The following is a 21,241-nucleotide window of genomic DNA, read 5'->3' on the forward strand; positions in this document are numbered from 1 at the left end:
CTTCGATGCCGCCGCCGCCCGCTTCGACGTCCCCTTCGACGTCTCTTGAGTCGCCCGCCTCGCGACGCGCCGCTTGCCGGACCCAGGGTTCGAACCCATCCCGGGCCCTGCCGCGCGTCTGCCAGAGCGTGCGAGCGCGTTGGTCGCGGCTCGCCCACTTCGTGCTGCCCAATCCGTGCCCATTATGCGTCAATTTGACGCGAGGCAGTGTCAGCGTGTCCGGGGCGTCCAGCGCGCGCGGCCTGCTGTGCGAGGGCTGCGATGCCGCGTACTGGAACGAGGCGCGGCTGCGCTGCGCGGTATGCGCGCTGCCGCTCGCGAGCGCGCGACGCGGGATGCAGCGGCGGGATGGCGCGGAGGCGGAACGTGGCCGTCATCGCTGCGAGGCGTGCCTGAAAACACCGCCCGCCTTCGATGCGACGCTCGCGCTCGCCGACTATCGTGCGCCGCTCGACGGTCTCGCGCGCGGGCTCAAGTTCCGCGCGCGGCTCGCGCTGGGCGAGGAATTCGCGCGGCGGCTCGCGCTGGCCACCGAAGATTGGCTCGATGCTGCGGAGTCCGCCGCGAATGGCGTAACCGACGTGCCCGATCTGATCGTGCCCGTGCCGCTTTCGCGCGAGCGCCTGATCGAACGCGGCTACAACCAGGCGTGGCTGATCGCGAAACCGCTGGCGCGCGCGCTCGGCACGCGCGCCGACGCCACGCTGCTGCGCCGCACGCTGCACACGGCGCCGCAATCGAAGCTCGACCGCGAAACGCGCCGCCGCAACGTGGGCCGGGCGTTCGCGTTGAGGCGCACCGATCTGCGCGGCCTGCACCTGGGCGTGGTCGACGACGTCATGACCTCGGGCGCGACGCTCGACGCCCTCGCCCGCACCCTCAAGGCTGCGGGCGCGCGGCGCGTGACGAATTTCGTCGCGCTTCGCACGCCGAAGGACTGAGCGCCGCGCGCTTTTTTATCGTTTTTATCGTCTTTTCACGAGTTTCATCATCATGTTCAACGTCGTTCTCGTCGAACCGGAAATTCCGCCGAACACCGGCAACGTCATTCGCCTGTGCGCGAACACGGGCGCCCGGCTGCATCTGATCGAGCCGCTCGGCTTTCCGCTCGACGACACGAAGATGCGCCGCGCGGGCCTCGACTATCACGAATACGCGCAGATGCACGTGCACGCCAACTGGGACGCGTTCGTCGCCAAGGAGACGCCCGATCCGTCGCGCATGTTCGCGTTCACCACGCGCGGCTCGGGGCGCTTTCACGATCACGCGTTCCTGCCGGGCGACTGGTTCGTGTTCGGTGCGGAAACGCGCGGCCTGCCCGACGGCGTGCTGGAGCGCTTCGCGCCCGAACAGCGCGTGCGCCTGCCGATGCGGCCCGGCAATCGCAGCCTGAATCTGTCGAATACGGTCGCGGTCGTGGTGTTCGAAGCGTGGCGTCAGGCCGGTTTCGAGGGCGGGGAATAAGGGCGGATTGACGGTGAAGCGTGCTCATCGGGCACGCAGTTCGCGCTCGTAACGCGCGAGCATCGCCTCGTCGAAGCACGCGAAGATCACGCGTTCGAGCGCCGGATACGCGGGCAGGGTGTCGATGACGGTTGCGAACGCGATGCTCACCGCTTCGTCGGGCGGGAATCGGTACACGCCGCAGCTGATGGCGGGAAACGCGATGCTGCGCACGTTCGCCTCGCGCGCCACTTCAAGCGAGCGCCGGTAACACGAGGCCAGCAGGAACGCCTCGTCGCGCGCGCCGCCGTTCCAGACCGGACCAACGGTGTGAATCACGTGTTTTGCGGGAAGCCGGTAGCCGGCGGTGAGTTTGGCGTCGCCGGTCGGACAGCCGTGCAGCGGCTCGCACTCGCGCAGCAGGCCGGGGCCGGCCGCGCGATGGATCGCGCCGTCCACGCCGCCGCCGCCGAGCAGCGAGGTGTTCGCGGCGTTCACGATGGCGTCGACGGCGAGCGTCGTGATGTCCACGACTCGCGCCTCGACGCGGCACGCTCCGAGGGTGAGCATGACGGTCCTCCTTGCGCGCTTGTGCGCAACCTCGCGCAACCTCGCACCCTCACGGCGAAGGCGCGCCGTGGCCGCGCGGGACTATTCCGCCTTCGCGTCGCGCCTGAGCAGGGCGCTCACGGCGTCGCGCGGCGCCACGCCGTCGAACAGCACGGCGCATACCGCCTCGGTGATCGGCATGTCGATCTGATGCGCGCGCGCGATCGCCAGCACGGCGCGCGCGCAGCGCACGCCTTCGGCCACGTGGCCGAGCGCGCCGAGGATGTCGTCGAGCGTGCGCCCGCTCGCCAGCTGCCTGCCGACGGTGCGGTTGCGCGACAGGTCGCCGGTGGCGGTAAGGATGAGGTCGCCGAGGCCCGTGAGACCCGTAAAGGTCTCCGCGCGGCCGCCGAGCGTCACGCCCAGACGCGTCATTTCCGCGAGACCGCGCGTGATGAGCGCGGCGCGTGCGTTCAGGCCGAGGCCGAGTCCGTCCGAGATGCCGGTGGCGATGGCAAGCACGTTCTTGACCGCGCCGCCCACTTCCACGCCGACGACGTCGTCGCCGGTATAGATGCGCATCGCACGGTGATGGAATGCGGCGAGCGTGCACTCGCGGCAGTCGGCCGACGCACTCGCGACCGTGAGCGCGACGGGCAGACCCTCGCCCACTTCGCGCGCGAAACTCGGGCCGGACAGCACGCCATTGCTCGCGTGGTCGGGCAATTCCGCCGCGACGACCTGATGCGGCATCAACTGCGAGTCGGCTTCGAAGCCTTTGCAAAGCCACACGAAATGCGCGGGCACGCGGCCCATGTCGCGCATCGTGCGCAGCATGTCGCGCAGGCCCGCCACGGGTGTGCCGAGCACGACCAGATCCGCTTCGCCCGCGCCGTAGTCGAGCGCGGCGGCGAGATCGGTTTCGTACTGGAGAGATTCAGGCAGCGAGACGCCCGCCAGATAGCGGGCGTTCTCGTGCGTTTTACGCAGGGCGTCGACGAGCGCGCCATCGCGCGCCCACAACACCGTGTCATGCGCCTGGGCCAGATGGCCCGCCAGCGCGGTGCCCCACGCTCCGGCGCCGAGAACGGCGACTTTCATTCCGATACTCCGCACCGGTTGGTTCGATCAGCGATCAAAAAACGATCAATGCGTGGCGTTGCTGGCGCCGTCCTGCTGCTGCGCGATCTGCTGCAGGCGTTGCTCGTAGAGCGCCTGGAAGTTGATCTCGGCGAGGTGGATCGGCGGGAAGCCCGCACGCGTGATCGCGTCGGCGATGTTCGAGCGCAGATACGGGAACAGGATGGTCGGGCAAGCGATGCCGACGAGCGGATCGACCTGTTCGGCCGGGATGTTGCGGATGTCGAAAATGCCGGCTTGCTTGGCTTCGATCAGGAACGCAACCTTGTCCTTGACCTTGGCGGTGACCGTGCCGGTGACGAGGATCTCGAACACCGATTCCGCGAGGCGTTCGGCCTTGACGTCGACTTCCACTTCAACCGACGGCATGTCCTGCTCAAGGAAGATGGCCGGCGAGTTCGGCTGCTCGAGCGACAGGTCCTTGAGGTAAATGCGCTGGATGTTGAAGAACGGCTGGTTATTCTCGTCAGACATGGTGTTTGGCTTCCTGATTAAATGAACTGCGGCTGCACAGTATCGCAAGGTCTCGCAATGAGGCGAGTCCGCGCGACGCAGCCGCACTGAGCAGCAACAAACGACAACACGCCCGCGCGAACCTTTCCGGCTCGCGCGGGCGAAACCTGGGGCGCCGTTACCGCGCCCGAGCCGCCCTTGCCAGGCGGCGAATGCATCGGACCGACGCGCGGTCCGATGCGCAGCCCGAAACTCAGGCCGCGGCTTCGAGCAGCGGCATCAGGCCGCCTGCACTGTCGAGCGCGGAGAGGTCATCGTAACCGCCCACATGCGTCTCGCCGATATAGACCTGCGGCACCGTGCGACGGCCGGTACGCGTCATCATTTCTTCACGACGCGCCGGATCCCGGTCGATCAGCACTTTCTCGATGTGTTCGACGCCGCGCGACTTTAAAAGACGTTCGGCCATCTGGCAATACGGGCACACCTGGGTGCTGTACATGACCACTTTGTTCACTTCGAACCTCCTTGTTTCACGACCGGCATACCGGCCTGCTGCCAGGCGTTCACGCCGCCGTCCAGCACGTGGACTTCGGCAAAACCGGCTTCCTTCACAAGGCTCGCGGCCTTGTTCGAGTGCTGGCCCGTCTGGCAGACCAGCAGCACCGGGTTGCTCTTGTTCTTCACGAACTGGCCGATCTTGCCCTGCAGCTCGCTCATCGGCAGATGGCGGGCGGCGGGCAGATGGCCCTTCGCGAATTCGTCGGCCGAACGCACGTCGATCACCACCGCGTTGCGGCGGTTGATCATCTGCGTGGCTTCGGCGGCCGATACGCCGCCACGGCCGCCGCGTTTGAGCGTCGGCCACAGGAGCAACCCTCCTGAGATGAGGACGATCGCGATGAGAACAAGGTTGATGTAATTGGTGAAGAACGTCACGGAGGGGCCGCCGGGAAAAAGAGAAATCGTGGGAAATCGAGTTCGGACAATCCGCTCATTATAAAATAACCGTTTGTCGCAGGGTTGACGCCCCCCAGCCCGGGCGCACAACCCGATGGACCGGGCCGCCCTGGCTTGCTGGCTGTTCCCGTCCCCGATTACCGCTTCTTCACTACCGACCGGCATCCTCATGTACAAACTCGTACTCATCCGCCACGGCGAATCGACGTGGAACAAGGAAAACCGCTTCACCGGCTGGGTGGACGTCGACCTGACCGAACAGGGCAATCGCGAGGCCCAGCAGGCCGGCCAGCTCCTCAAGGCATCCGGCTATGCGTTCGACATCGCCTACACGTCGGTGCTCAAGCGCGCGATCCGCACGCTCTGGCACGTCCAGGACCAGATGGACCAGATGTACCTCCCGGTCGTCCACTCGTGGCGTCTGAACGAGCGTCATTACGGCGCGCTTTCGGGCCTGAACAAGGCGGAAACGGCTGCGAAGTACGGCGACGAACAGGTGCTCGTCTGGCGCCGCAGCTACGACACGCCGCCGCCCGCGCTCGATCCGTCGGACGACCGCACGGCCTACAACGACCCGCGCTACGCCAAGGTGCCGCGCGAGCAACTGCCGCTGACCGAGTGCCTGAAGGACACGGTCGCGCGCGTGCTGCCGCTGTGGAACGAGTCGATCGCGCCGGCCATCAAGTCGGGCAAGAACGTCGTGATCGCCGCGCACGGCAACTCGATCCGCGCGCTCGTGAAGTATCTGGACGGCATTTCGGACAGCGACATCGTCGGCCTGAACATTCCGAACGGCGTGCCGCTCGTCTATGAGCTCGACGAGAACCTCAAGCCCATCACGCATTACTACCTCGGCGACGCCGAGGCCATCGCGCAGGCTCAGGCCGCCGTCGCGAACCAGGGCAAGAAAGCGGGCTGATCCACGCCTCGCTTCGCTCACGCATGACTCTCGCCGGCGCCCGCTCCTTTCGAGCGGGCGCCGGCGGTTTACGCCCAGGCCGGCTGAAGCTGTCGACTCAAGCTCGCATGCCGACTTCGCCTCCGCCGTGTCCGCACCGCGCTGCGTTATCTCCTGCATCGCCGCTCACGTCATCCCTTGCGCCATCCTTTCGCGCGAGCTACGTGCCGCCATCGTCTTTGCGCACGCTCGCGCGCCAGGCTGACAGCGCCGCCAGCTTCCCGCCAGTTCGCCGCCACACCCGCGTCCAGTCTGCCTCCGAGGCGCAATTCACGGCACAATTCACGGCACGCGGCTTGCGAACCCGGCCGCAGCGCGGTTGTCGAACACGCAACGTTCGGCTGGCCGCGCGCTTCGATTCATGCCCGTTCATCCCTCGAACCCGACGCTGAACGCGCCTTGTACACAGACGCGGCAACTGTGCAGTTATACTTGTCCGTCGCTTTTCCATTAGACGCTGCCACGCGCCTATTTTTCACGCGCCTCGACCGCACGCAACAAACTCTATGCGAAAGAACCTGAAAAACATCGGCCTGATCGCCGCTGGCCTCGCGACCGGCGTATTTGCCACCCTGCAGATTTCCGCCTCGGCGCAGCAGACCCAGCAGACCGTGATCGAGCCGCTGCCGCTCGACCAGCTGCGGCTCTTCGCCGAAGTCTTCGGTCAGATCAAGCATGAGTACGTCACGCCGGTCGACGACAAGAAGCTCCTCACCGCCGCCATCAAGGGCATGGTGTCGAGTCTCGACCCGCATTCGTCGTATCTCGACAAGACCGACTACCAGGAACTCCAGGAACAGACCAAGGGCCGCTTCGCGGGCCTCGGCATCGAGATCTCCTCGGAAGACGGCCTGATCAAGGTGATCTCGCCCATCGAAGACACGCCCGCGTTCCGCGCCGGCATCCGTCCGGGCGACCTCATCACGCGTATCAACGACAAGCCCGTGCGCGGCATGACGCTCGACCAGGCCGTCAAGCAGATGCGCGGCGATCCGGGCACGAAGGTCACGCTCACGATCTTCCGCAAGACCGACGACCGCACCTTCCCGCTCACCATCACGCGCGCCATCATCAAGGTGCAGAGCGTGAAGTCCAAGATCCTGCAGCCGGGTTACGCGTACATCCGCATCACGAGCTTCCAGGAACGCACCACGCCTGACCTCGCAGCCAAGCTGCAGGACATCGCGCGTCAGGAGCCGAACCTGAAGGGCCTCATCCTCGATCTGCGCAACAACGGCGGCGGTCTGCTGCAGAGCGCGGTCGGCGTGGCGGGCGCGTTCCTGCCGGCCGACTCGGTCGTCGTCTCGACCAACGGCCAGATTCCGGACTCGAAGCAGGTCTATCGCGACAACTACGAGAACTACCGCCTGCCGTCGTTCGACGGCGACCCGCTCAAGGGCGAGGCGGCCGAGTTCAAGACCGTGCCGATGATCGTGCTGACCAACGCCTACTCGGCGTCGGCGTCGGAAATCGTCGCGGGCGCGCTGCAGGACCAGAAGCGTGCGCTCATCATCGGCAAGACGACCTTCGGCAAGGGCTCGGTGCAAACCGTGCGTCCGATGACGGCCGACACGGCGCTGCGTCTGACCACGGCGTACTACTACACGCCGAGCGGCCGTTCGATCCAGAACAAGGGCATCCGTCCTGACGTCGCGGTCGATCAGTACGCGGACGGCGATCCGGACGACGCACTCGTCACGCGCGAAGTGGACTATCAGAACCACCTGGCCAACACGCAGGATCCAGACGAGAAGAAGGAGCAGGACGTGCGCGAGCAGGAGCGCATGGACATGCTGCGTCAGCTCGAAGAGCAGAACGACAAGAAGACGCCGGAACAGCGCCAGAAGGATCGCGAGCGCAAGCCGGTCGAATTCGGTTCGACTGACGACTTCATGCTCCAGCAGGCGCTGAACAAGCTTCAGGGCAAGCCGGTGGTCGAATCGAAGTCGCCGATGGAACGCCGCATGGCGCAGCAGAAGCCGCCCACCTCGGCTTCGGCGCCCATCGCCGTGAAGCCGGGCGCGCTGATCATGGCGCCGGGCGCGTCGGCTCCGGCCGCCGCTTCCGCACCTGCAACGGCGCCCGCGCCGGCGTCGGCTCCCGCGAAGTAAGCTGCATCTGCCTCACCCGCTCCGGGGGCCGCGTTAGCACCGCAACGCGCGCCCCGGAGCGAAGCTCCCGCCGCCGGTACAATAAGAACTTCGCGACTTTCGCGAATCCGTATTTCCGGCGCGCGTCTCACGGTCTTCTGTCCATCGCGCGCCTCGCACCGTGCGCCCCGCGATGAACGACGACCAACTCCTCCGCTATTCCCGCCATATCCTCGTCGACGAGATCGGCATCGAGGCGCAGCAGCGCTTTCTCGACGCGCATGCACTCGTGATCGGCGCGGGCGGCCTCGGCTCGCCGGCGGCGATGTATCTCGCGGCGTCGGGCTTGGGCACGCTCACGCTCGTCGACAACGACACGGTCGATCTCACCAATCTGCAGCGGCAGATCATGCACGAGACGGCGTCGGTCGGCCGCGCCAAGGTCGAGTCGGGCCGCGACGCCATCGCGCGCCTGAATCCGGAGGTGACGGTCAACGCCGTGCAGGCGCGCATCGACGACGCCTGGCTCGACGAGCAGGTGCCGAAGATGAGCGTGGTGCTCGATTGCACCGACAACTTCGCCACGCGCCACGCGATCAACCGCGCCTGCGTGAAGCATGGCGTGCCGCTCGTCTCGGGCGCGGCGCTGCGCTTCGACGGCCAGATCAGCACCTTCGACTTCCGCCGCGAGGACTCGCCCTGCTACGCCTGCGTGTTCCCCGAAGATCAGCCGTTCGAGGAAGTCGCGTGCTCGACGATGGGCGTGTTCGCGCCCACGGTCGGCATCATCGGCGCGATGCAGGCCGCGGAAGCGCTGCGCGTGGTCGGAGAGATCGGCACGCCGCTCGTCGGCCGGCTGATGATGCTCGATTCGCTGCGCATGGAGTGGAACACGATGCGCATCGCGCGCCAGCCCGATTGCCCCGTCTGCGGCGAACGGCACGTGTGAGCGCGCCAACAAAAAAGCCCCGGCATGCCGGGGCTTTTTTGCTTTTGAAGCACGAGGAGTACGGGAAGCCCGAGAAGCAAAACCGCGCAAATCACGCCTGCGCAAGACGCACCAACGCCGCCTGCAACTCTTCGGGCTCATAGGCGGCCAGCACATCGGCGACCGGCTTTTCGAGCGCCTTCAACTGCGAGCGCAGGATCTCCTGCTTCACCACCAGCAACTGGCTCGGATGCATCGAGAACTCCGTGAGCCCCATGCCGAGCAGCAGTCGCGTGAGCTGCGGATCGCCCGCCATCTCGCCGCACACGGAGACCGGCACGCCCGCGCGCTTCGCTTCGCGCAGCGTGTGCGCGATCAGTTGCAGCACCGCCGGGTGCAGCGGGTCGTAGAGGTCGGCCACGGCGTTGTCGGCGCGGTCGATCGCGAGCGTGTACTGAATCAGATCGTTGGTGCCGATCGAGAGGAAATCGAGCCGGCGCAGGAACATCGGCAAGGCCAGCGCCGCCGCCGGAATCTCGATCATCGCGCCCACCTGGATGTTCGAGTCGTAGGCGAGGCCCGCGTCGTCGAGCTGACGCCGCGCCTCGCGGATCAGGTCGAGCGTCTGGTCGATCTGCTGCGCGTGCGCGAGCATCGGAATCAGGATCTTCACGTTGCCGAACGCCGAGGCACGCAGGATCGCGCGCAACTGCGTGAGGAACATCTGCGGCTCGGACAGGCTCCAGCGGATCGCACGCAGCCCCAGCGCCGGGTTCGCGGCGGTCTCGTAGCCGTCGGCGCCGGTGAGCGCATCGAGCGGCTTGTCCGCGCCGACGTCGATTGTGCGGATGGTCACGGGCAGCCCGTTCATCAGCTCGGCCGCGCGCTTGTAGGCCTCGAACTGCTCGTCCTCCTCCGGCAACTGGTCCTTGTGATTCATGAACAGGAACTCGGTGCGGAACAGACCCACGCCGGTCGCGCCCGAATCGAGCGCCGCCTGGGCGTCCTCGGGCAGCTCGATGTTCGCGCTGAGCTGGATGCGCGTGCCGCACAGCGTCTGCGTGGGCGAGAACTTCAGGCGCTGCAGCTTGCGGCGCTCGAGCGCCATCTCGCTCTGACGATAGGTGTACTCCTCGAGCACGATGGGCGCGGGATCGACGATCACCACGCCATGATCGCCATCGACGATGATGAGATCGTCCTGGCGAATCAGCGCGCTCGCCTGCTGCACGCCGACCGCCGCCGGAATGCCCAGGCTGCGCGCGACGATCGCCGTATGCGAGGTGCGGCCGCCCAGATCGGTGACGAAGCCCTGGAAGGTTTGGCCCTTGAACTGCAGCATGTCGGCGGGCGCGATGTCGTGCGCGACCACGATCATCTCGTCGCAACTGCCGTGCAGCGGCGTGGGCGACGCGCCCGCGAGCGCCTTGAGCACGCGCTCGACCACCTGCTCGATGTCGGCCTTGCGTTCGCGCAGGTATTCGTCCTCGACTTCGTCGAAGTGGCGCGTGAGGCGTTCGAGCTGCTCGGTGAGCGCCCACTCGACGTTGAAGCGGCGCGTGCGGATGAGGTCCATGGTTTCCTGCACGAGCATCACGTCGTTCAGGATCATGAGATGTACGCCGATGAACGCGCCCATTTCGCTGGGCGCGTCGGCGGCGAGGTCGGCGCGCAAGGTGTCCAGCTCCTGCTCGACGCGCTTGAGCGCGGCCCGGAAGCGCTCGATTTCGGCTTCGATCTGCGACAGCTCGACCAGATAGTGATCGACGTCGAGCGCGGCCGGAGCGATCAAATACGCCCGCCCGATGGCAATACCGCGCGATACGGGAATTCCATGCAGCGTGAACGGCACGCGCACCTCCTCTGGTTATGTGATGCCGCGGCAAACCGCTGCAATGCGCACTCTCTGACCCCGCCCGTCATTATAAATTCCGCTGCGTGCCGATGTTTCCCGGCGACACGCGTTTTGCAGCGCGGCAAGTCTTCGCGGTGCGGGGCGTGTCCTCGTATGTCGTCCGGCTTGCGCCGATCTTTAGGTCTTGCAAGACACCGTAAGCGAATACCGCGTCGAGCAAATGAAAACGCCGCGTCGAGACGCGGCGTCGGGAGGCTAACAGCGGCCGTGCTTCACTGGCCTTCGCCGAACTTGTCGGCGATGAGCTTGAGCAGCGCGCTCATGGCGTCCTGCTCGTCGGGGCCTTCCGTTTCGATCAGCACCGTGCTGCCAATGCCCGCGGCCAGCATCATCACGCCCATGATGCTCTTGGCATTGATGCGGCGGCCGTTGCGGCTCATCCAGATTTCCGACTGATAGTTGCCGGCCAGTTGCGTCAGCTTCGCCGACGCGCGCGCATGCAGGCCGAGTTTGTTCACGATGGTCGTTTCTTGTTGCAGCATAGGTCGATCCAGACGCAGGGTAGTTGGAGTGATGCGGTGAGATTGTGCGACGCCGTGGCCCGGCGTGCTCGCTGCGCGGCCCGCGCCGCCCGCGATGCTGCGGCGCAGCGAGCCGCGCCGCCGTAATTCGACGGGCGGGCTCAGGCCGCGCCGGCGGGTTTGAGCACGCCGGCGAGGCGGCTTGCGACGTCCGCGCAGTCGGCTTCGGCCAGCACGGGTGCGGTCTTCGCACCGAGCACGCTCGCGCCGACGGGCTTCGAGGCCATGCCCGCGGCCGCGTCGGAGGCCGCCTCCGCGCACGGCGTGGGCGCGCAGCCGCAGTCGTTGACGGGTTGCGGCGTGCTCGGGCCGATCGGCTGCACGCCTTTGCTCGCGCCCGCCAGCGCCTTTTCGACGAGCGTGTCGAGCGGCGTCGCGCGGTAACAGACCGCACGCACCAGCATCGGCAGATTCACGCCCGCCAGCACGCGCACCTGCGGCAACGTCGCGAGACGCGCGGCGATGTTCGAAGGCGTGGCGCCGAACATGTCGGTGAGCACGAGCGCGCCGTTTTCCTCGCGCAGGCGCTCGATTTCGGCGTTGGCCTGGGCGACCACCTCGGCGGGGTCGCTGTCGGGCAACACGTCGAGCGCACCGATGCGCGCCGGACAACCGCCGTAAATATGGGCAATGCACTCGCGCAGCGCGGTGGCGAGCGGTGCGTGGGCGATGATGAGAATCCCTGCCATGTCAGCTTGACTGCAATAAACGGCTTCGGATGATGCTGGCGCCGACCGGTGGCCAGCCGTGGGCCATCAGGGTCGGAACGTGCTCGGGCGCGCTTCTGGCGATGCAACACGCGCGGTCCGGATACGAACTCGCGGCATTGTAGCAGGGTCATTTTCGCGCAGACCATGCGGTTTTGCTCGCGTTTTTCATTCCGCACGCATCAACCGCACAATCAGGCATGCGCAGTTTTTGTGCCCTGCAGCAGCGCCGCACGCGCCCTCATCTGTCAGATGCCGGCGCGGCGCCGGGAATCAAGCGCCGCGCTGTCGCGTTCGAGCAACCCCTCGAAACGCGGCAGGAAACCGTCAAAGCGCGCTCATTCAGGCCGCGGCGCGCTCCAGCGCGTCGATGAACATCGCGGCCACGTCGAAGCCGGTCTGCTCCATGATTTCGCGGAAGCAGGTCGGGCTCGTGACGTTCACTTCCGTGAGCCAGTCGCCGATCGCATCGAGCCCCACCAGCAGCAGCCCGCGCGCGGCCAGCGTCGGCCCGAGCGCTTTGGCGATCTCCATGTCGTGCGCCGTGAGCGGCTGCGCGCGGCCCAGACCGCCCGCGGCCAGATTGCCGCGCACCTCGTTGCCTTGCGGAATGCGCGCGAGCGAGTACGGCACCGGTTCGCCGCCGATCAGCAGGATGCGCTTGTCGCCGTCCTTGATTTCGGGGATGAACTTCTGCGCCATCACGCTGCGGCGGCCGTCCTCGCTCAGCATCTCGATGATCGAGCCGAGGTTCATGCCGTCGGCCTTCACGCGGAACACGCCCATGCCGCCCATGCCGTCGAGCGGCTTGAGGATCACGTCCTGATGTTCGTCGTGGAATTTGCGCAGTCGCACGGCGTCGCGCGTCACCAGCGTGGGCGCGACGAACTGCGGAAATTCGCCGATCGCGAGCTTTTCCGAGTGATCGCGGATCGCCTGCGGCTTGTTGAAGATCTTCGCGCCCGCGCGCTCGGCCATTTCCAGCAGCCACGTCGACGTGACGTACTCCATGTCGAACGGCGGATCCTTGCGCATCAGCACCGCGCCGAACTCCGTGAGCGCGCGCGTGGCGTCCGTGGCCGTGAACCACGGCGCGCGATGCAGGTCCGCCGTATCGCCGACGATCTCGACGCGCCGCACGTCGGCTTCCACGCGCCCGTTCACCCAGGCGAGCTGCTGCGGCTCGCACGCATAGAGCGTGTGGCCGCGCTTCGCGGCCTCGGCCATCATCGCGTAGGTCGAATCCTTGTAGATCTTGAACCGCTCGAGCGGATCGGCGATGAAGAGAATGTCCATGTCGTCCCTGCTGTATCCGTGCTGTTATGACGGCTGCGCCCGCACAGGGCGGGCGCAGCGTCGTGTTATCGGTCGTGTCGGGCGCGGGTGAGCGCCGCTATCGTCAGACCTGGATGGCTTCCGGATCGGTCTTTTCCAGCTCCACCGATGCCGCCAGCAACCCGAGGCGCGCGACCACGCCATACATGTAAAAGCGGTTCGGCGGCGCCGCGCCCGGCTTCGCGCGCGTGTCGGGCAGCGCCGTGTGCTCGAAGCCCAGCGGCACGAAGTGCATGCCCGGCGCGTTCAGGTTCTGGTCGCGCTCGCGGCTGCCGTGCGCGCGGTAGAAACCGCCCACCACGTAGCGGTCGATCATGTAGACGACCGGCTCGGCCACCTCGTCGCCGATGTGCTCGAAGGTGTAGACGCCTTCCTGCACGATCACGTCGTGCACCTCGAGCCCGTCCTTCGTGGCCGACATCTTCGCACGTTCGCGCTTGGTGAGCGCGGCAACCTCCGAGGCGTCGTGCACCGTCATCACGCCGCGGCCGTCGGTGCCCGCGTCGGACTTGATCACCACGTAGGGCTTTTCGGTGATGCCGTACTCGCGGTACTTCTTCGCGATCTTCTTGAGCACCGCGTCGATCGCGGTGGCCAGTTGCTCCTCGCCCGTGCGCGCCTCGAAGTCGACGCCTTCCACGTGTGCGAAGTACGGATTGATCATCCACGGATCGACGCCCACCATCTTCGCGAACTTCTTCGCGACGTCGTCGTAGCACGAGAAGTGCGTCGATTTGCGACGCACCGCCCAGCCCGCGTGCAGCGGCGGCAGCAGATATTGCTCGTGCAGGTTCTCCAGCACGGGCGGAATGCCGCCTGACAGATCGTTGTTCAGAAGAATCGAACACGGGTCGAAGTTCTTCAGGCCGAGACGGCGCTGCGAGCGTTCGAGCGGCTCCAGCACGATCTTCTGGCCGTCCGCCAGCGAGATCGTGACCGGCCCGGCGATGGTTTCGTCGAGCGTGCCGAAGCGCACGTTCAGGCCCGCCTGACGCATGATCGTGGCGAGCCGCGCGACGTTCTCCAGATAGAACGCGTTGCGCGTGTGCTGCTCGGGAATCACGAGCAGATTCTTGGCGTCCGGGCAGATCTTCTCGATGGCGGCCATGGCGGCCTGCACGGCGAGCGGCAGCACCTCCTGCGGCAGGCAGTTGAAGGCGCCCGGGAACAGATTGGTGTCGACCGGCGCGAGCTTGAAGCCGGCGTTGCGCAGGTCCACCGAACAGTAGAACGGCGGCGTGTGCTCCTGCCATTCGAGGCGGAACCAGCGCTCGATGGCCGGCGTCGCGTCGAGGATGCGCTGCTCCAGTTCGAGGAGCGGGCCATTCAACGCCGTGACCAGATGCGGGACCATATGGAATTACTCGCGGACGAAAGCTTATTGGATTGTAGGGAAACCGGTGGTCTATCTGGGGACGATTGCGCCGGATGCAAGGCACTTTCCCCTTACACCTTATAGGGTTACTCGCGGCTTGCTCGCGGATCGCGCGTCACCCGGCGACTCGCCGGCCATCCCTGCATCCCTGGTGGATATCCATTCTGGACCGCGTGCGCCGTCGCGCGCAATGGAGTCCCACGAAATGAAGGGACACTTTTCGGCGCCAAGCCGACGCCCTTTCTGCGCATTTCCCCGCGTTTCCCCGCATTTCCGCCCACTTCGGCGCATTGCTCCCTGCACGCAGCTAACACGCGCGACGCGATTTTATTCCCGCGCCATGCGAGGCGCGAACGCAAGCCCCGCGACAGCGCCCGCAGAAAAAGAAAGGGCCCGCCATGAAGACGGGCCCAAGTCGCTGTGCTCCAGTACTACCTGTACTGCCCTACAACCTCAAACCATGCATCGAAACATGGATCGAACGTTATTCCACACGCTCGCCGTGCAGGATGACGTCGAGACCTTCGCGCTCTTCTTCTTCCGTGACGCGCAGGCCCATCACCATGTCGATGACCTTCAGCAGGACGAAGCTGACCACGCCGCTGTAGATCAGGGTCGTCGCGACGCCCTTGATCTGGAGGATCACGCTGCCGTCGGCGCCGCCGATGTCCTTGACCGCGAACACGCCGGTCAGGATCGCGCCGATGATGCCGCCGATGCCGTGCACGCCGAATGCGTCGAGCGAGTCGTCATAGCCGAACTTGTGCTTGAGCCACGTCGCCGACCAGAAGCAGACCACGCCTGCCACCACGCCGATCACGATCGAACCCATCACGCCGACGAAGCCCGAAGCCGGCGTCACCGCGACCAGACCGGCCACTGCGCCCGAAGCGATGCCGAGCACCGAAGGCTTGCCCTTGGCGATCCACTCCGCGAACATCCAGCCGAGCGCCGCGCATGCCGTGGCGATCTGCGTCGTGAGCATCGCGAAACCGGCACGGCCGTCAGCCGCCACTGCCGAACCCGCGTTGAAGCCGAACCAGCCCACCCACAGCATGGCCGCGCCCATCAGCGTGAGCACGAGGTTGTGCGGCGCCATCACTTCGCGGCCGTAGCCGACACGCTTGCCGAGCACGAGGCAGCACACGAGACCGGCCACACCGGCGTTGATGTGCACCACCGTGCCGCCTGCGAAGTCGAGGATGCCGGCGCTGGCGAGCCAGCCGGTCGGTTCCCAGACCATGTGAGCGATCGGCGCGTAGACGATGATCGACCAGAGCGACATGAACACCAGCATCGCCGAGAACTTCATGCGGTCCGCGAACGCACCGGTGATGAGCGCCGGGGTGATGATCGCAAACGTCATCTGGAACACGAAGTACACGCTTTCCGGGATGGTCGGCGCGAGGTGGCTGACCGTCAGCGTCGTCGCCTTGTCGCCCTTGATGTAGTTCATGCCTTCAAGGAACACGCGCGAGAAGCCGCCGATGAACGAGTTGCCCGGCGTGAACGCCAGCGAGTAACCGATCACCGTCCAGATCACCGTGACGACGCAGGTGATGGCGAAGCTCTGCATGAGCGTCGCGAGCACGTTCTTCTTGCGGACCATGCCGCCGTAGAACAGCGCGAGACCCGGGATCGTCATGAACAGCACGAGCGCCGTGGAAGTCAGCATCCAGGCGGTGTCGCCCGAGTTGATCTTCGACGAATCGACCGAGAACGGCGCGGTCGGTGCGGCGGGTGCCGCGTCGGCGGCCGAAGCGGCGGCGGGCGCGCTTGCGGCGGCGCCGGATGCCGCGTCAGCGGCGGGTGCGGAGGCGGCGGGCGCTGCTGCAGCCGCCGAAGCGTCAGGCGCAGCGGAAGCTGCGGGGGCCGACGCCGCGGCCGGCGCCGAAGCGTCGTCCGCGAGGGCGGCGCCGATGCCGCCGGCGAGCAGCGAGCCGGCCATCAGCAGGGACATCAAAAGTTTGCGCATCTCGGTTTCCTCTTGTCTCTCTCGTCTATCGACTATCGCGTGTGCTGCTGTTGATCAGAGCGCGTCGGCGCCGGTTTCACCGGTGCGGATGCGGATGACCTGTTCGATGGGGGTGACGAAAATCTTGCCGTCGCCGATCTTGCCCGTGCGGGCGGCGCGCTCGAGCGCTTCGATCGCCTGGTCGACGATGTCGTCCGACACGGCGGCCTCGATCTTCACCTTGGGCAGAAAGTCGACGACGTACTCCGCACCGCGATACAGCTCGGTGTGACCCTTCTGACGGCCGAAGCCTTTCACTTCGGTGACCGTAATCCCCGAGACACCGATGGCCGAGAGGGCCTCGCGCGCCTCATCGAGCTTGAACGGCTTGATGATTGCTGTAATCAGTTTCATGTAGTCCTCGCTGTAGTTGCTTCATCCCGTGTTTATTTCTGCAACGGGCGCCTGCGGTGCGGGTCTCGCCCCGCTGGCGCACCGCGAGCCAGCCGTTTTTCGGTGCGCGGGACGGTATTAGCAACACCCGTGCCAATTTGATCGATCGCACGTTCTGACGGAGTTCGATGCAGGATTGGTCTATCCCGTGGACAATGCGCGTCTCGCGTGCGCAAGCTCGCGCGAAGGCGCTTTTCGCCGCGTCCCGATTCGCCCGAAAGCCGCGCCAAAGCGGGTCCAGGCGCGGCGCGGGCTCGGCCGAGGCAGCGCCTGGCCGGACGGCTAACGTGGGGCCCGCGCGGTGGCGGCGGCCTGGGATCGTTGCTAGAGTGTTCTCAGGCCTCGCGTGATCGCGCAGGCATGCAGGCGCCGCGCAAAGCCGCCTCGGCGCGTGCTTGCGGGCCGCGTGAAGGCGCGCGGCAGGCAGGGCGAAGGCACGCGGAGGATGCACCGCGCGCGCCACGCACCAGATGCGCACACGGGTATCGCCCGACTTGCGGGTTTCGCACCAAGATCGGTCACGACCCAAAGCGAGGCACAGTCGAAACGAAACTTGCACACATTTTGTGCAACGAAGGGGAAGCGAATGAAACAACCGAACGATGTATTCAACGACATTCAGTCGAAGGTCAGCGACCTGCTGAAGAACTCGCCCGCGCGCGACGTCGAGCGCAACGTGCGCGCGATGCTCTCGCAGGGCTTCTCGAAGCTCGAACTCGTCACGCGCGAGGAATTCGACGCGCAGGCGCAAGTGCTCGCCCGCACGCGCGCACGCCTCGAAGAACTCGAACGCCGCGTGGCCGAACTCGAACAGAAGCTGCCGGTCACTGGCCAGTCATCCTGAACAATTCTGTCATTGCTTAAAGCAACTTAAGGCAAGCGAGCCGTAACGGTTTCGAAAAGGAACCGTAAAGGGGCACGCGCCTCACCAGCCTGGCGCATGGGCCGCGCGCGACCTCCACGTCGCGCGTGCGCCGCGCGTGTGCCGTCTCCCGGAGATCCCCATGTCGCTTGCCGTGGTGCGCAGCCGCGCGCCGGCTGCTGGCCGCGCGCCCGACGTTACCGTCGAAGTCCATCTCGCCAACGGCTTGCCGTCGTTCTCCATCGTCGGCCTGCCCGATCTCGAAGTGCGTGAAAGCCGCGAGCGCGTGCGCGCCGCGCTCAGCAACTGCGGCTTCGATTTTCCCGTGCGCCGCATCACCGTGAATCTCGCGCCCGCCGATCTGCCCAAGGAATCGGGGCGCTTCGACCTGCCGATCGCGCTTGGCATCCTCGCGGCAAGCGGACAAATTCCCGCCGCTGCGCTCACCGACTGGCGCGAGTTCGCGGGCGAGCTATCGCTGACCGGCGCGGTGCGGCCCATGCGCGGGGCGTTCGCGATGGCGTGCGGCACGGCGCGCGCGCATGCGCACTCACATAGCGCGGCCGCCGAAGCGCACGACCGGACTGACGCCGATCTCCACCCGTCGTGCGCACCGCGCACGCCCCAGCTCTATCTCCCCGCCGACAACGCCGCAGAAGCCGCGCTCGTGCCCGATGTCGATGTCTACGCGGTCACCGACCTGCGCGCGCTGTGCGCGCATCTCGCGGGCGCGGAAGACGCGCGCCTCGCGCCCGTGCGCGCCCGCGCCCTCGACACCGCGGCGGCCGGCGCCCTGCCCGACATGGCCGACGTGATCGGCCAGCGCGGCGCCCGGCGCGCGCTCGAAGTGGCAGCCGCGGGCGGCCATCACCTGCTGATGGTCGGGCCGCCTGGCGCGGGCAAGTCCATGCTCGCCGCGCGCCTGCCCGGCCTGTTGCCGCCGATGACCGACACCGAAGCGCTCGCGAGCGCCGCGCTGCTGTCCGCCAGTGCGATCGGCTTTTCGCCGCAGCAGTGGCGGCGTCGGCCTTTTCGCGCCCCGCATCACTCATCGAGCGCGGCGGCGCTGATCGGCGGGCGCAATCCGCCGCAGCCCGGCGAAATCACGCTCGCTCATTTAGGTGTCCTGTTTCTCGACGAGTCTATGCCCGAGTTCGACCGCCATGTGCTGGAAACCTTGCGCGAGCCGCTCGAAGCGGGCTCCATCACCATCTCGCGCGCGGCGTGGCAGACCGACTTCCCCGCCGCCTGCCAGCTCGTCGCGGCCATGAATCCGTGTCCGTGCGGCTGGCGCGGCGATCCGTCCGGACGCTGCCGTTGCACGCCCGAAGGCGCGGCGCGTTATCGGCGCAAGCTTTCCGGGCCGCTGCTCGACCGCATCGACATCCAGATCGAGATTCCTGCGCTGCCGCCCGCCGAACTGGCAGGCCGCGCCGCCGCGCCCGGCGAAGCCACTGCCGTCATCGCGCCGCGCGTGGCAGCCGCGCGCGAGCGGCAGATCGCGCGTCAGGGCAAGACCAACCGTGAACTGAGCGGACGCGAAACCGACGCCGTCTGCCGCCCCGACGCCGCCGGCGAAGCGCTGCTGCGCGAAGCGGGCGAGCGCTTCGGCTGGTCGGCGCGCGCCTACTATCGCGCGCTCAAGGTGGCGCGCACGATCGCCGATCTCGCGGGCGACTCCATGCCCTCGGCGGCCCATATTGCGGAGGCCGTGCAGTATCGCCGAGCACTCGCCGATCAGTAGTGCGCAGCAATTACGCGGCGCGAACGCTCGTGCGCCAACGCGCGCCGCGCATCGCGCATGGCGGGCCGCGGCGGCGCGAGGCCACTCGTCAGACGGATCAAAAAATGGAAGTCAAGACTTGACTTATGCACACAACGTCGTGTTGAGCCCGTTTTCGTGCACGATTCGCATTCAGCTGTCAGCCAAAACGCAAGTCATTGATTCTTCTCGATTTAACAAACTACGGGAAAGCCGCCCAATCTAACAAAAAGCCCACAGGGCGGCCTTTTGCGGCCAGCGACGCGGCTTTTTCCACAAAGTTACCCACAGGCGCTGTGGGTAACCCGTAAACCCTCAATCAAATCCGTGTGTTAGCCGGTAAACCCAGGAGAGCACATTCACTTCGCGCCGCTTGCGCGCGTCGCTCCGTTATCCTCAATACAGTTTGAAAGATTGGAAGAACTGATCGACTTGTTCGACGGGCGGCTGTTCGCGGCCCACGATCGCGAGCTGGTACGCATGGGCTCCTCTTGCGACGATGCGCGCGTGGATCGTGCGCGCTTCGGCCTTGCCGCCCGCGCTGCCGAAACCCGCCGGGTTGTCGGCTTTGCCTGTCAGATCGAGTTCCATGCCCTGCACGGCGCCGCCCGCCGCCAGCGGCACGTCCACCGCATGCGCGGCGGGCGGCGCGCCCAGATTGCGCGCGAGGCCGTCACGCAGGAAGTCGAGCGCTTTCTGCTGCGTCGCGGGCTGTGCGTCGGGCAGATCGAGCGTGCCGACGACGAACACCGCGCCGCCCACTTCGGCCGTCTGCACACGCATGCGCATGGGCGTGCCGCCGACGTCGATACTGCGTTGATCCGCGCCCGGCTTGGCGGGCAGGTCGACGCTATAGCCGCTCGCGCTATTCGCGACCGTGCGCCAGTCGTAAGTGGGCGAGCACGCCAGCACCCCGGCGACGAGCGTGGCGCCCGCCGCGCAGGCAGCGGCACGGCGCAGCGCGTTGCGCGTCCTGGCGCGCATATCAACATCGACGTCCAGCGAACCTGAAAGCCTGACGAAATTCGGGAAACGCAAACGTGACGGCATAAAAGTGCGGGATGACAGAAAGTGCGGACCATTATCCGCTGCGATGCCGGGCATGTGCCTGCGCAGCCGCTATGCCGGGAAATTCAGCGCTACAATGCGTTTGCTCAAGATTTGCGAAAGCTTGCCAGTTGTTTTGCTGGAAGTTCTGCCAGACGCAGTCCGGCTCTTTCCGCGCCCGTGGGCGCTTGAGGCACCAACCCATGTCCGCATCCCCGAATTCCCCGAAGGCGCGCTCCGGCGCGCTGCGCAACATCGCCGCCGCCGTCGTGGTGCTGGCGATCGCCATCGCCGGCTACTTCGCGTTCTTCGGCAGCCAGCAGCGCGTGCCGGACGCCACCTTCACGCTGCTGTCCGGCCAGAAGGTCTCGACCGCCGACCTCAAGGGCAAGGTCTATCTGATCAACTTCTGGGCGACGAGCTGCGCGACCTGCATGCAGGAAATGCCGCAGATGGTCCAGACCTATAACCGCTACAAGGGCGAAGGCCTCGAATTCGTCGCCGTGGCGATGAACTACGACGCGCCGATGTACGTCGCCAACTACGCGCAGACGCGCCAGTTGCCGTTCAAGGTGGCGATGGACGACGGCTCCGCCGCGAAGCAGTTCGGCAACGTGCAGCTCACGCCGACCACCTTCGTGGTCGACCGCAACGGCAAGATCCTCAAGCGCTACGTGGGCGAGCCGCAGTTCGCGGAACTCGACCAGTTGCTGCAAAAGGCGCTTTCGACCTGAGATCGCCCGCGCATCAGCCCAACGCCAATGAAAAACGGCAGCGAAACTCGCTGCC

Annotated in this window: 21 protein-coding genes; 8 read left to right on the forward strand and 13 right to left on the reverse strand. The window is 66.4% G+C overall.

Annotated elements, in window-relative coordinates; genetic code table 11:
• Positions 1-107 precede the first annotated feature (107 nt).
• Positions 108-941 carry a ComF family protein gene (locus SB764_RS12935; protein ID WP_410863891.1) on the forward strand — a complete coding sequence of 278 codons (834 nt, stop codon included), beginning with the start codon at positions 108-110 and terminating at the stop codon, positions 939-941.
• Between the two features lie 52 nt (positions 942-993).
• Positions 994-1,464: a tRNA (uridine(34)/cytosine(34)/5-carboxymethylaminomethyluridine(34)-2'-O)-methyltransferase TrmL gene (gene trmL, locus SB764_RS12940; protein ID WP_110325345.1), complete on the forward strand. Its 471-nt coding sequence runs from the start codon at positions 994-996 to the stop codon at positions 1,462-1,464.
• A 24-nt stretch (positions 1,465-1,488) separates the two neighbouring features.
• Here trmL and SB764_RS12945 read toward each other — a convergent pair whose 3' ends face one another.
• From SB764_RS12945 to SB764_RS12965, 5 genes are all read right to left on the reverse strand, one after another.
• A complete protein-coding gene (locus tag SB764_RS12945) occupies positions 1,489-2,013 on the reverse strand; it encodes an O-acetyl-ADP-ribose deacetylase (RefSeq protein ID WP_321869071.1) in 525 nt (174 codons plus the stop codon).
• A gap of 81 nt (positions 2,014-2,094) precedes the next feature.
• On the reverse strand, positions 2,095-3,093 hold the full coding sequence (locus tag SB764_RS12950; RefSeq protein ID WP_410863732.1) for an NAD(P)H-dependent glycerol-3-phosphate dehydrogenase: 999 nt from the start codon (positions 3,091-3,093) through the stop codon (positions 2,095-2,097).
• A 45-nt stretch (positions 3,094-3,138) separates the two neighbouring features.
• Positions 3,139-3,606, reverse strand: a complete 468-nt coding sequence (gene secB / locus SB764_RS12955; protein WP_065062119.1) for a protein-export chaperone SecB — start codon at positions 3,604-3,606, stop codon at positions 3,139-3,141.
• Between the two features lie 232 nt (positions 3,607-3,838).
• Positions 3,839-4,102 carry a glutaredoxin 3 gene (gene grxC / locus SB764_RS12960; RefSeq protein WP_410863734.1) on the reverse strand — a complete coding sequence of 88 codons (264 nt, stop codon included), beginning with the start codon at positions 4,100-4,102 and terminating at the stop codon, positions 3,839-3,841.
• Entirely contained in the window at positions 4,099-4,524 is a 426-nt protein-coding gene (locus SB764_RS12965; protein WP_065062115.1) for a rhodanese-like domain-containing protein, read from the reverse strand. The genes grxC and SB764_RS12965 overlap by 4 nt, the downstream gene beginning before the upstream one ends.
• A gap of 190 nt (positions 4,525-4,714) precedes the next feature.
• Here SB764_RS12965 and gpmA point away from each other — a divergent pair, with 190 nt between their 5' ends.
• The 3 genes from gpmA (at position 4,715) to SB764_RS12980 (ending at position 8,542) form a co-directional block, all read left to right on the forward strand.
• A complete protein-coding gene (gene gpmA / locus SB764_RS12970) occupies positions 4,715-5,464 on the forward strand; it encodes a 2,3-diphosphoglycerate-dependent phosphoglycerate mutase (protein ID WP_065062113.1) in 750 nt (249 codons plus the stop codon).
• Positions 5,465-6,009: 545 nt separating this feature from the next.
• Positions 6,010-7,614 carry a S41 family peptidase gene (locus SB764_RS12975; protein ID WP_110325341.1) on the forward strand — a complete coding sequence of 535 codons (1,605 nt, stop codon included), beginning with the start codon at positions 6,010-6,012 and terminating at the stop codon, positions 7,612-7,614.
• 172 nt (positions 7,615-7,786) lie between these two features.
• Positions 7,787-8,542 (forward strand): HesA/MoeB/ThiF family protein, encoded by a 756-nt coding sequence (locus tag SB764_RS12980; RefSeq protein ID WP_110325339.1) that lies wholly within the window; start codon positions 7,787-7,789, stop codon positions 8,540-8,542.
• Between the two features lie 91 nt (positions 8,543-8,633).
• Here the strand turns inward: SB764_RS12980 and ptsP are convergent, their stop codons facing one another.
• The 7 genes from ptsP to SB764_RS13015 form a co-directional block, all read right to left on the reverse strand.
• Positions 8,634-10,373 carry a phosphoenolpyruvate--protein phosphotransferase gene (ptsP, locus tag SB764_RS12985; RefSeq protein WP_065062329.1) on the reverse strand — a complete coding sequence of 580 codons (1,740 nt, stop codon included), beginning with the start codon at positions 10,371-10,373 and terminating at the stop codon, positions 8,634-8,636.
• A 275-nt stretch (positions 10,374-10,648) separates the two neighbouring features.
• Complete coding sequence (locus SB764_RS12990) at positions 10,649-10,918, reverse strand: HPr family phosphocarrier protein (protein WP_065062107.1); 270 nt, start codon at positions 10,916-10,918, stop codon at positions 10,649-10,651.
• 140 nt (positions 10,919-11,058) lie between these two features.
• Positions 11,059-11,646 (reverse strand): PTS sugar transporter subunit IIA, encoded by a 588-nt coding sequence (locus SB764_RS12995; RefSeq protein WP_410863737.1) that lies wholly within the window; start codon positions 11,644-11,646, stop codon positions 11,059-11,061.
• Positions 11,647-12,006: 360 nt separating this feature from the next.
• Entirely contained in the window at positions 12,007-12,960 is a 954-nt protein-coding gene (gshB, locus tag SB764_RS13000; RefSeq protein WP_065062105.1) for a glutathione synthase, read from the reverse strand.
• Between the two features lie 103 nt (positions 12,961-13,063).
• Positions 13,064-14,353, reverse strand: coding sequence for a glutamate--cysteine ligase (gene gshA, locus SB764_RS13005; protein ID WP_065062103.1), 1,290 nt, complete (start codon positions 14,351-14,353; stop codon positions 13,064-13,066).
• A 505-nt stretch (positions 14,354-14,858) separates the two neighbouring features.
• Positions 14,859-16,349 (reverse strand): ammonium transporter, encoded by a 1,491-nt coding sequence (locus tag SB764_RS13010; protein ID WP_065062101.1) that lies wholly within the window; start codon positions 16,347-16,349, stop codon positions 14,859-14,861.
• A 54-nt stretch (positions 16,350-16,403) separates the two neighbouring features.
• Positions 16,404-16,742, reverse strand: coding sequence for a P-II family nitrogen regulator (locus tag SB764_RS13015; protein WP_006048089.1), 339 nt, complete (start codon positions 16,740-16,742; stop codon positions 16,404-16,406).
• A 625-nt stretch (positions 16,743-17,367) separates the two neighbouring features.
• Between SB764_RS13015 and SB764_RS13020 the strand changes: the two genes are divergently transcribed.
• Both SB764_RS13020 and SB764_RS13025 read left to right on the forward strand, forming a co-directional pair.
• On the forward strand, positions 17,368-17,625 hold the full coding sequence (locus SB764_RS13020) for an accessory factor UbiK family protein (protein WP_065062099.1): 258 nt from the start codon (positions 17,368-17,370) through the stop codon (positions 17,623-17,625).
• Positions 17,626-17,785: 160 nt separating this feature from the next.
• Complete coding sequence (locus SB764_RS13025) at positions 17,786-19,387, forward strand: YifB family Mg chelatase-like AAA ATPase (RefSeq protein ID WP_410863739.1); 1,602 nt, start codon at positions 17,786-17,788, stop codon at positions 19,385-19,387.
• A gap of 414 nt (positions 19,388-19,801) precedes the next feature.
• On the opposite strand, the gene SB764_RS13030 is transcribed toward SB764_RS13025, so the two are convergent.
• Complete coding sequence (locus SB764_RS13030) at positions 19,802-20,389, reverse strand: hypothetical protein (RefSeq protein ID WP_237181310.1); 588 nt, start codon at positions 20,387-20,389, stop codon at positions 19,802-19,804.
• Between the two features lie 266 nt (positions 20,390-20,655).
• Here SB764_RS13030 and SB764_RS13035 point away from each other — a divergent pair, with 266 nt between their 5' ends.
• Positions 20,656-21,186, forward strand: coding sequence for a TlpA disulfide reductase family protein (locus tag SB764_RS13035; protein WP_065062093.1), 531 nt, complete (start codon positions 20,656-20,658; stop codon positions 21,184-21,186).
• Positions 21,187-21,241: the final 55 nt, after the last annotated feature.

The organism is Paraburkholderia sp. SIMBA_027 (assembly GCF_046535315.1).
Classification (GTDB): domain Bacteria; phylum Pseudomonadota; class Gammaproteobacteria; order Burkholderiales; family Burkholderiaceae; genus Paraburkholderia; species Paraburkholderia tropica.